10 protein-coding genes are annotated in these 10,337 nt (G+C 35.0%); 6 read left to right on the forward strand and 4 right to left on the reverse strand.

What is annotated here, in order from left to right; translation table 11 throughout:
* Window positions 1-394: TPM domain-containing protein (locus ACIQ6Z_RS07745; RefSeq protein ID WP_396210335.1), on the forward strand; the 394-nt coding region annotated here is incomplete at its 5' end.
* Window positions 391-1,143 carry a TPM domain-containing protein gene (locus ACIQ6Z_RS07750; protein ID WP_396210336.1) on the forward strand — a complete coding sequence of 251 codons (753 nt, stop codon included), beginning with the start codon at window positions 391-393 and terminating at the stop codon, window positions 1,141-1,143. The genes ACIQ6Z_RS07745 and ACIQ6Z_RS07750, both read left to right, overlap by 4 nt.
* Before the next feature lie 40 nt (window positions 1,144-1,183).
* Here the strand turns inward: ACIQ6Z_RS07750 and ACIQ6Z_RS07755 are convergent, their stop codons facing one another.
* Together ACIQ6Z_RS07755 and ACIQ6Z_RS07760 are read right to left on the reverse strand one after the other, a co-directional pair.
* Entirely contained in the window at window positions 1,184-2,218 is a 1,035-nt protein-coding gene (locus ACIQ6Z_RS07755) for an Omp28-related outer membrane protein (protein WP_396210337.1), read from the reverse strand.
* A gap of 4 nt (window positions 2,219-2,222) precedes the next feature.
* Window positions 2,223-2,957, reverse strand: coding sequence for a T9SS type A sorting domain-containing protein (locus ACIQ6Z_RS07760; protein ID WP_396210338.1), 735 nt, complete (start codon window positions 2,955-2,957; stop codon window positions 2,223-2,225).
* Window positions 2,958-3,043: 86 nt separating this feature from the next.
* Here ACIQ6Z_RS07760 and ACIQ6Z_RS07765 point away from each other — a divergent pair, with 86 nt between their 5' ends.
* The 3 genes from ACIQ6Z_RS07765 (at window position 3,044) to ACIQ6Z_RS07775 (ending at window position 7,199) form a co-directional block, all read left to right on the forward strand.
* On the forward strand, window positions 3,044-4,900 hold the full coding sequence (locus ACIQ6Z_RS07765; protein ID WP_396210339.1) for a choice-of-anchor J domain-containing protein: 1,857 nt from the start codon (window positions 3,044-3,046) through the stop codon (window positions 4,898-4,900).
* A gap of 91 nt (window positions 4,901-4,991) precedes the next feature.
* On the forward strand, window positions 4,992-5,465 hold the full coding sequence (locus tag ACIQ6Z_RS07770; protein ID WP_396210340.1) for a TlpA family protein disulfide reductase: 474 nt from the start codon (window positions 4,992-4,994) through the stop codon (window positions 5,463-5,465).
* Between the two features lie 36 nt (window positions 5,466-5,501).
* Window positions 5,502-7,199 carry a DUF6029 family protein gene (locus tag ACIQ6Z_RS07775; RefSeq protein ID WP_396210341.1) on the forward strand — a complete coding sequence of 566 codons (1,698 nt, stop codon included), beginning with the start codon at window positions 5,502-5,504 and terminating at the stop codon, window positions 7,197-7,199.
* A gap of 48 nt (window positions 7,200-7,247) precedes the next feature.
* Here the strand turns inward: ACIQ6Z_RS07775 and der are convergent, their stop codons facing one another.
* Window positions 7,248-8,558: a ribosome biogenesis GTPase Der gene (der, locus tag ACIQ6Z_RS07780; RefSeq protein ID WP_396210342.1), complete on the reverse strand. Its 1,311-nt coding sequence runs from the start codon at window positions 8,556-8,558 to the stop codon at window positions 7,248-7,250.
* A 176-nt stretch (window positions 8,559-8,734) separates the two neighbouring features.
* Between der and ACIQ6Z_RS07785 the strand changes: the two genes are divergently transcribed.
* Window positions 8,735-9,229, forward strand: coding sequence for a hypothetical protein (locus tag ACIQ6Z_RS07785; RefSeq protein ID WP_396210343.1), 495 nt, complete (start codon window positions 8,735-8,737; stop codon window positions 9,227-9,229).
* A 50-nt stretch (window positions 9,230-9,279) separates the two neighbouring features.
* Here ACIQ6Z_RS07785 and era read toward each other — a convergent pair whose 3' ends face one another.
* Window positions 9,280-10,164, reverse strand: a complete 885-nt coding sequence (era, locus tag ACIQ6Z_RS07790; RefSeq protein WP_396210344.1) for a GTPase Era — start codon at window positions 10,162-10,164, stop codon at window positions 9,280-9,282.
* Window positions 10,165-10,337 lie beyond the last annotated feature (173 nt).

Below are 10,337 nucleotides of genomic sequence, written 5' to 3' on the forward strand. Positions count from 1 at the left end.
TGTTCAAGCTATTGTTGAAGCCGAAAAAAACACCTCGGGTGAAGTGCGCGTTCACATAGAAAAACAATCCAATATAACACCTCTTGAAAGAGCTCAAGAGGTGTTTTTTGAGTTGAAAATGGAGGCGACAAAAGATCGAAATGGGGTATTGTTTTATGTGAGTGTTACCGATAAAAAATTTGCTATTATCGGCGATAAAGGCATAAATGATTTAGTAGCACCCGATTTTTGGAACGCAACAAAAGAAATCGTGCTAAACCATTTTAAGCAGGGTGCATTTAAACAAGGTTTGGTAGAAGGTATTTTGAGTGCTGGAAATCAATTGAAAGCCTATTTTCCCTACCAATCTGATGATGAAAATGAATTGTCCAATGAAATCTCAAAAAGCGAATGAAGAAATTAGTTTTAGTGTTTGTTTTGATGGGATTGACAGTTCATGCCCAATTTACGATCCCAGAAAAGCCTGGTTTTCAAACCAGTGTTTATGATTACGCCGATGTTTTAAGTCAAACGGAAGAAAAGGAATTAGAAAGTAAATTAATTCGCTATTCTGATTCCACTTCAACGCAAATTGTAGTGATTTCCATTGCCGATTTAAAGGGTGAAGATATTGGAATTTTGACACCTAAATGGGCCCAAGAATGGGGAATTGGTCAAGAGAAAGAAGACAACGGAATTTTGATCCTAGTGTCCAAAAACGATCGGAAAATATGGATTGCACCAGGATATGGTGTGGAAGAGCGTTTAACAGCGGGTATCAATGGAGAGCTCATTAGAAACATCATTGTTCCCGAATTTAAAGCAGGAAGTTATTACCAAGGTTTGGATAAAGGAGCCGATGCTGTTTTTCAAGTACTCAAAGGAAAATACAAAGGAACACGTAAAAAAGAATCCAAATTTCCAGTAGGAATCATTGTTGTAATAGTAGTTGTGATTGTATTAATAAGTTCCAAACGCAATCGGGGCGGAAATGGAGGACATTCGGGCGGTCTCGATTTGGGTGATATGATCATCTTGAGTAGCCTGGGTAGAAGTGGTGGCGGTTTTGGCGGCGGCAGCTTTGGCGGCGGTTCATCAGGAGGTTTCGGCGGTGGCTTTGGCGGCGGCGGTTTCTCTGGTGGTGGTGCTGGTGGAAGTTGGTAAAAGGATATAAAAAAGGGCTTACATTGTAAGCCCTTTTTAATTATAAGAATTGATAATTTTGAGTCTGATTTACTTTTATGGCTCGCGCATTTAATACGTTACCTGCATTATCAATTATAAAAGCCACAAATTCTGCATTTTGTGTATTTGTAATTGTGTTTACCGGTATGCTAAATTCACGAGAAAATTCAGTTCCGGTAGTGGAGTTCGAAATGGCATCACCATTCGAATTAGTTAAAATATTTCTTAATACATGGTCGTGTACAAAATTTTGAATGATATCTTCTCCGTTGTAAAACGTAGTGTAATTTATTTGGTCATAAACGAAACCACTTTCTAATTGATAGACTACAAGACTTAATTGATTGAAATTGGTGGAAAATAAACCGTCTACTGTAAGTTTTATAACGTTATTAATCGTTTCCGTCTTTAATTTTAGTCCTAATCTTTTATTGATTTGAGTTTGTGTAACGACCATTCCTAAATTGTTGTATTCAAGTGGCGTCCATCTTGTTTTTCTGTTGATGTATGCTTTTGGATAGCCACCATTTGGCTCAAAGGCAGAGGCGTCAAAATTATAGGGATCATAACTTGCATCTGTTGGGTTTGAACTTGAACGATGTATAGCAACTTTAATCAATTGATCTTCATTTGCGCCTAGTTGTTGGCTAGCTTGCTCTAGTGCAACTACTACCCTTGGACAATTTCCACACCAAACACCCGTGTAATCTTCTACCATTACATTACTTTTGAAAGCAATCAATGAGCCATCATGATAGGTTACTTCAACTGTATTTTCAGCTGCAACGCCAGTATATTTAGCTTCTACTAAATATATACCAACTTCACTTTTAGTAAAAGTATTAGCGGGTATAGCAACACCGTTTACATAAAAAGTAGTAGCATCCGTTACGTCTTCTCCATTATTTTTAACCAAACGTAATGTGGTGGTTTGATTGATAATTCGTGTAGTCTCGTTTGAAGATAAAATTAAGCCATCAATTGACTCGAGAATTGTATATTCTTTTGAGCAACCAAAAAACACGAAAAGGGTTAAGAGGTAACAATATTTCATGCTTTTATTTTTTATAAATTTTAACTGCATCTACTAAACCATCGGCACTTATGAAATTTATAAAATACAATCCAGTTTGGTAAGCCGCAAAATTAAGATTAGTGTTTTCTGTTAATTTTCCTGAGGTAATAGTTTGTCCTTGAAGATTTAAAATGCTATAACCAATTGGTTTGCTGATTTCTAAGCCCACAAAATTGTTTACAGAAGTATTTAAAACTTTTACACCCATTGCGCTTAATTTGTCTTTTTGTGCTATACTCAAAGGACCTTGATAGCGGTAGGTTATATCAAATCCAGTACCAACATTAGTTCCGGTTAGATTTCTTGTAAAAACTCTAAATTTGAAATCCATCGGATAATTGGCACCATCACCAGGATTGAAATTTTTAAAACTATCATTAAAGCCAATTGTATTGCTTCCTGCATTAATAACGTTTTGAAAATCAGGGTAGATTCCATTTGCAGCTACGTTTGGGATGCATTCACCACCCCAACACAATTGAAAATTAGATCCATTATTATTTACTAAACTTAAACAACGAATTCTAAAGTCTAAATTTTCAGTAGCATTATTTTGTACGGTAAACTTTAATTCGGCAGCTGAATTACTGTGTGTTGTAAAGTTTATGATTTCATCATTGGTGAAAGCAGTTCCGTTAATTTTATTAACTGTGAACTGAGCTTTTGCTTCAAATATTAAAACCGTGGAAATAAGAAAAATAAAAGTAATTTTTTTCATAATTATAAAATTTTTAACAAAAATATCATTTTTTTCGATTGTTTTAAAAAAAAAATTACATTTGTATAAACATAAATTATTTATATATGAAAAAACTATTACTTTTATTATTAATCTCAAACTTTTCTTTTGCACAAATTTTGCTTCAGGAAAATTTTGATGCACTTGGGGCTACTATAACATTGCCAACTGGTTGGACAATGACAAATCAAAGTAACCCAATAGGATCAGCTACTTGGTTTAGAGGAAATACAGATTCTTTTTCATCTTATAATGGTCCAGCTGATGGCTATATAGCTGTTAATTATCAATCTGGGGCAGGGGTAAGTGATCTTAGCAATTGGTTAATGACACCCGTTATTACTGTTCAGAATGGCGATCAAATATCTTTCTATACTCGTGTACCTGGGTCACAATATCCTGATCGTATGGAATTGAGAATGAGTACAGTTGGGAATGCATCAGTTAATCCTGTTGGATCAACAGGTTTAGGTTCATTTACGACACTGTGTACAACGGTTAATCAAGATTTAACTATCGGTGGATATCCAACAACTTGGACAAAAATCTCTTACACTGTAACAGGTTTAACAGGACAAGTGGCATGTAAGTTAGCTCTTAGATATAATGTTGAGGGTGGTGGTACAGGAAATAATTCAGATTATGTAGGGATAGATGCTTTTCAAGTAAAAAGACCTGTACAAAATGATGTTTCTCTAGAATCGGTTGCTGTTCCAGCGATAATTCTAGGAGGTAACTTTACTTTTAATGGAGTGGTTAAAAATCAAGGAACTAACCCAGTTACTTCATATGTTGTTAATTGGCAAGCAAATAGTGGAACAGTAAATACTTACTCAGTAACAGGGGTTAATATACCTATAGGTGGTACTCATAATTTCACTCATAGTGTTGCCTTAAATGCAATAGTTGGTTCAACATATGCACTTAATTTTAGTGTGCCTACTGTAAATACCACTGTTGATGGAATTACCGCAGACAATTCAATAGTTAAAAGTACAATTGTGGCAGCTGGATCAACATCATATAAGCCATTATTAGAGAAATTTACTGGTTCTACATGTGTTCCATGTGCAAATTATAACAATACCGTTTTTAATTCTTTTTATGCTTCACAAAATCAAAATTTCAATTACATTGCTTACCAAATGAATTGGCCTGGTACGGGAGATCCTTACTATACTGCCGAGGGAGGTGTTAGAAGAACTTTTTACGGGGTAAATTCAATTACTAGTTTATGGATTGACGGAGTTAATTATTCAACAGGAAACAGTCTCTCTGCTCTTACATCACATGTAAATAACGAAGCTACAAAAACAGGATATTTTGGTTTAACAGCCAATCGTAATTTATCAGGAGGTAACGCACTTATTAATTATACTGTTACACCATATTTATCAGGAAATTATGTATTGCATGCTGCTGTAATTGAAAAAACAACTACAGGAAATGTTGCTACTAATGGAGAAACATCATTCAAGCACGTAATGATGAAAATGGTACCAAATGCGAGTGGAACGACAATCAATTGTACAGCAGGTACTCCAATTAGTGGACAAATTTCTGCAAGTTTAGCAAGTACCTTTATTGAGCAAGTTTCTGATTTAGAAGTAATTTTGTTTATTCAAAATCCAACAACTAAAGAGATTATGCAAAGTTACCAAGCTACAGATGCTTTATCTTTAGAAGACAACGCAATTGCAAAAGTTAAATTATATCCTAATCCAGCTTCAAATAGCATTCAATTTGCGAATGTTCAAGATGCAACAATTATGATTACAGATGTAACGGGTAAAGTTGTTTTACAATCTGCAGGTGTTGATGAAAATTCAATCATCAATGTTTCACATTTAAATTCGGGTATTTACATGGTAAATATCAAAAATGAATTGATGAATGAAACTGTGAAATTTGTAAAAAAATAGTGATTTTTTTTTATAAGAGTCTAATTTTCAAAGCTGTCTAAATAATTATTTTAGACAGCTTTTTCTACTAATTGCCATCAAATTAATTGCCATGAAAAAAATTATTTTTTTATTGTTTTTTACTTCCTTAGGATACGCTCAAAAGCAAATGCCTAACATCGAATTAAATTCAATTTCAGGAGAAACCATTAATGTTAGCACTCAGTTTAATGAGAAGGATAAATTATATGTTTTTTCCTTTTGGGCTACTTGGTGTGCACCTTGTATCAATGAATTAGAAGCCATTCATAAAAAATATGCTACTTGGAAAGAAGCACTTAATGTTGAAATTATTGCTGTATCCATTGATGATTCCAAAACACAAAAACGAGTAAAGCCTTTTTTAAATGGTAAAGGTTGGACATACAATGTTTTAATGGATTCTAATCAAGAATTGAAAAGAGCTTTATCTATTGTGAATGTTCCCTATACTATTGTAGTTAAAAACAGCAAAATTGTGTATGTAAGTAATGGCTATTCGCAAGGATCAGAGGAAGAACTATACCAAAAGCTAAAAGAATTATAAACTAATTATTGCAATACAACTCCCCATTATTAACTCATGAAATTAATAAATTACATACTTGTTTTTGGTCTTTCAACGCTTACATTACATGCACAAGAAAAAAAAGACATGGGCAGATTTTTTGGAGGCTTTGAAACAAATGCACAGCGTTATTTAGAATTTGAAAATGATGAAAATTCTCCAGAATATTTTCGATCAAATAATTACCTTCAATTGAATTATGAAGTCAAAAAATGGACTTTTGGAATGCAAGTTGAAAGTTATGAGAAACAAGCCCTTTTAAATTATTATCCTGGTTTTGATGGTACCAATGTAGCTACTTATTTTGCAAAGTATAAAACTAAAAAATTGGAAGCAACAGCAGGTTATTTTTATGAGCAATTCGGCTCAGGGATGATATTGCGTGCTTGGGAAGATCGTTCCTTAGGGATCAATACAGCGTTGCGAGGTGGAAAAGTTTTTTATAAACCAACAAAGGATATAAAATTTAAGGCGTTTTATGGGCAACAGCGTTCTGGTTTTAAAGTATCAGAAGGTCATTTGTATGGTTTTGATTTAGAAACCAATCTTTCGGATTTGCTGTCTTTTGAAGAAGCTGATTTCGAAATTGGGTTTTCAAATGTGAATCGATACGAGAAAATTGATCAATCTATGGTTTTACATCCAAGTTTCAGTCCAACTACGCATGCTTTTTCGTTACGATCGGCCTTCTCGCAAGGTATTTTTTATTCTTCTTTTGAAGCCAATTACAAATCTAAAGACGCTACATTGAATCGCATTACCAATTCCATTTCAAATGATTTTATTAACGATGGAAATGCCTTACAATTCAATTTAGGAATCGCAAAAGATGGATTGGGAATTGATCTTACGTTGCGCAGAACCCAAAACATGTTGTTTACATCAGAACGAATTCCTGAAGCGGTTGGGTTAAATCAATCGTCATTAGATTATTCTGATAAAGTCATCAATTTTACACCTGCATTGACAAAACAACACCATTCTAATTTGGCAAACATTTATGTGTATCAAGCACAAGCGGGTGTCGAATTTAAGTCCAATGAAATTATGAAATCGGGGGAAACCGGAGGGCAATTAGATGTGGTGTATGAATTTGCCAAGGATACCAAGCTAGGCGGTAAATATGGAACTAAATTAGCACTGAATTATGCGAGTTGGTATAATTTGCCAGGCACTTATCGCGCCGTTCCCGCGCAATATGAAACCAATTTTTTTGGGGTAGGTGAAAAATATTTTTCAGATTTTAATATTGAAGTGAAAAAACAATTTTCTGAAAATTCACGGGCCTCTTTTTTGTATGTAAATCAATATTACAACAAACCATGGGTAGAGGATGCTTCTCATGACGTAAATACGCATATTTTTTATGGGGAATGGATTTATAGTTTAACCAAATCAAAATCTATTCGAGTTGATGTTGAACACATGTGGGCTGATGCCGATTTTAAAAATTGGATGGGCGGTTCTATGGAATATAATTTCAACGAGAAATTTTCGGTATATGCTATGGATCTTATAAACTATGGAAATACAAAGGATAAAGAAGAGCGTAAAAAACATTACCTCACCATTGGTGGAGCATACCGAAAGGGAGCTACACGAGTTGCACTAGGGTATGGAAGACAACGAGGTGGATTGGTTTGTGTGGGAGGTGTATGCCGATTTGTACCCGAAAGTACCGGAATTTCATTATCGTTTAATACCGCATTTTAAGATTATTTTGACAATAAAAAAGCCCACAAGTAATTGTGGGCTTTTTTATTATTTCTGTCTGAAATAAATATCTATGGGAACACCACTAAAGTTGTATTGTTCTCTCAATTTGTTTTCAATAAAACGTTTATATGGATCTTTTACATATTGCGGCAAGTTGGCAAAAAACACAAACTGTGGAGTTGGGGTTGGCAACTGCATACAATATTTAATTTTAACATATTTACCTTTTAAGGCAGGTGGAGGAGTAGCTTCAATAATGGGCAACATCAACTCATTGAATTTTGAAGTTGAAATGCGTTGCTTTCTGTTTTCAAATACCTCTACAGCCGTTTCTAGTGCTTTTAATAAACGTTGTTTGGTTAAAGCAGAGATGAAAAGAATCGGCACATCCGTAAAAGGTTGCAATTCTTCTCTTATTTTTCGTTCGTAATCTCTAGCCGACATGGTGTCTTTTTCAACCAAATCCCATTTGTTGACCAGGATGACAACTCCTTTTCTGTTTTTTTCGGCCAACCAAAAAATACTTTGGTCTTGCCCTTCAAATCCGCGAGTCGCATCAATGACTAACAAACACACGTCGCTGTGTTCAATTGCTCTTACTGAGCGCATAACCGAATAAAACTCTAAATCTTCTTTTACTTTTGCTTTTCGTCTAATTCCGGCAGTGTCTACCAAATTAAATTCGAAACCAAAACGGTTGTATTTCGTATCAATGGCATCACGTGTGGTACCTGCAATATCGGTAACTACAAATCGATCTTCGCCAATTAATGCGTTGATGAACGAAGATTTTCCGGCATTTGGACGGCCTACCACACAAAAACGAGGTAACGGTTCAACTTCTTCAGAAACTTCGGGCATTTCAGGCAATACTTCAACCAGTTTATCTAACAATTCACCTGTTCCACTACCACTCATTCCTGAAATGGTATAATAATCTCCCAACCCTAAATTGTAGAACTCAAAGGCGTCTTTTTCACGCATGGCATTGTCTACTTTATTTACAACAAGTAATACTGGTTTGGTAACTTTTCGCAACAATTTCGCAACTTCATCATCCATAGGTGTAATGCCCTCTTCAACATCCACCACAAAAATGATGGCATCGGCTTCATCAATAGCTAATTCAACTTGACGGCGTATTTCTGCCTCAAAAATATCATCAGATCCCTTGATGTAACCGCCGGTATCAATTACTGAAAATTCCTTTCCATTCCATTCGCTTTTTCCATAATTTCGATCTCGGGTAACTCCACTTACTGAGTCCACAATGGCCTCTCTGCGTTGGATTAAACGATTAAAAAAAGTGGATTTTCCTACATTAGGCCTTCCTACTATGGCAACGATATTGTTCATAATCTTGTTTTGAATCCGCAAAAGTACGATTTTTTTCGGAGCTTTTTCCAGCTATTCGTTTCAATCTTTTTGTTTTAGCAAAACAAAAAGGATTTTCACTGCTATCTGGGCCATATGATATGTAGTGTCAACATTTGTTAAAAAAAATACATATATTAGCTTTAAAATCTGTAAGAATGGACATTGACAACAGTATTGAATTACGTCCCCGATTTCAAATGGACGTAACAAAATCAGTAGCAACTATTTTAGAAGATGCCATTGCCCTCAAAGATGACGTGAAAGAAGATTATCGCATCAAAGTTTCAGATCATCATATTTTCTTTTTTATTACGTTGGCCAAACGAAAATATTATTCGCCCCATTTGCATATCGAATTGACCGCGAAAGATGATAGTACAACCCATGTCAAGGGGTTGTTTGGACCCGATCAAACCGTGTGGACATTTTTTATGTTTTTACACTTTTTTGTGGGGGGCGTATTTTTGATTTTCATGATGATGGCCTATTCGCATTGGAGTTTACATCAATCAATAGTTGTCGATTGCGCGGTTATGTTTTTTATGGCTATTCTATGGATGTTGCTCTATTTTCAAGCCCGAATCAATAGAAAAAAATGTGCGCCTCAAATGCATAAGTTAGAAGTGTTGATGCATCGGGTGTTGGAATAAAAGAAGCCTGATGAATTTCATCAGGCTTCTTTTATCTTTTATCTTTAATTTTATTTCTGGTTGTATCCAAATCGTTTCAGTTGGTAAGCACTGCTTCTCCAATCTTTATTGACTTTAACATAGGTAGTCAAGTGAATTTGTTTGCCAAAGAATTTTTCTAAATCTTCACGCGCTTGAATGCCCACGCGTTTTAATGCAGCTCCTTTGTGTCCAATGATGATTCCTTTTTGCGTATCACGTTCCACCATAATTACGGCTCGAATTCTAATTATGTTGTCGTCTTCGATAAATTCTTCGGTTTCAATCTCTACAGCATATGGAATTTCTTTGTCGTAATTCAATAAGATTTTTTCACGAATGGTTTCATTTACAAAAAAACGTTCGGGTTTATCGGTTAAAGCATCTTTTGGATAAAATGCAGGCGAAACAGGTAATAATTCGATAATTCGATCAAAAACCGTTTGCACATTAAAATTTTCTAAGGCAGAAATTGGAAAAAGTTCAGCATTAGGTACCTTTTCTTTCCATGCTTGCACTTGTTCTTCTAATTGTTCTTGGTTTGATTTGTCAATTTTGTTTAAAAGCAACAAAACAGGAATCTTAGAATGAATGATTTTATTAAAGAAAGCTTCGTCTTTTAATTCTTTTTCACCAATTTCCACCATGTACACTAAAATGTCTGCATCTTCAAAAGCTGATTTTACAAAATCCATCATCGAATTTTGCAATTCATAGGCTGGTTTAATAATTCCGGGCGTATCCGAAAAGAGCACTTGAAAATCATCACCATTTACGATTCCTAAAATGCGATGTCTGGTTGTTTGTGCCTTCGAAGTAATGATGGATAGTCTTTCGCCCACAAAGGCATTCATAAGCGTTGACTTTCCTACATTTGGGTTGCCTATGATATTTACATAGCCTGCTCTGTGCTCCATTTTATTGTTTTTTGAACTGCAAAGGTAGGGATATCAGTCGAATAGGAGAAATAAATATTTTTTTCGTTATTTACTTGCATTTAAACATATTCGTCGTATATTTGCACTCACAAATCGCGGGATAGAGCAGTAGGCAGCTCGTCGGGCTCATAACCCGAAGGTCACAGGTTCGA

Source organism: Flavobacterium sp., from assembly GCF_044376915.1.
Classification (GTDB): Bacteria; Bacteroidota; Bacteroidia; order Flavobacteriales; family Flavobacteriaceae; genus Flavobacterium.

Excerpts from the sequence above, each read along its gene's own strand:
- ACIQ6Z_RS07750 (WP_396210336.1), top strand. The coding sequence starts at position 391 with ATGAAGAAATTAGTTTTAGTGTTTGTTTTGATGGGATTGACAGTTCAT.
- ACIQ6Z_RS07755 (WP_396210337.1), bottom strand. The coding sequence starts at position 2,218 with ATGAAATATTGTTACCTCTTAACCCTTTTCGTGTTTTTTGGTTGCTCA.
- ACIQ6Z_RS07760 (WP_396210338.1), bottom strand. The coding sequence starts at position 2,957 with ATGAAAAAAATTACTTTTATTTTTCTTATTTCCACGGTTTTAATATTT.
- ACIQ6Z_RS07765 (WP_396210339.1), top strand. The coding sequence starts at position 3,044 with ATGAAAAAACTATTACTTTTATTATTAATCTCAAACTTTTCTTTTGCA.
- ACIQ6Z_RS07770 (WP_396210340.1), top strand. The coding sequence starts at position 4,992 with ATGAAAAAAATTATTTTTTTATTGTTTTTTACTTCCTTAGGATACGCT.
- ACIQ6Z_RS07775 (WP_396210341.1), top strand. The coding sequence starts at position 5,502 with ATGAAATTAATAAATTACATACTTGTTTTTGGTCTTTCAACGCTTACA.
- der (WP_396210342.1), bottom strand. The coding sequence starts at position 8,558 with ATGAACAATATCGTTGCCATAGTAGGAAGGCCTAATGTAGGAAAATCC.
- ACIQ6Z_RS07785 (WP_396210343.1), top strand. The coding sequence starts at position 8,735 with ATGGACATTGACAACAGTATTGAATTACGTCCCCGATTTCAAATGGAC.
- era (WP_396210344.1), bottom strand. The coding sequence starts at position 10,164 with ATGGAGCACAGAGCAGGCTATGTAAATATCATAGGCAACCCAAATGTA.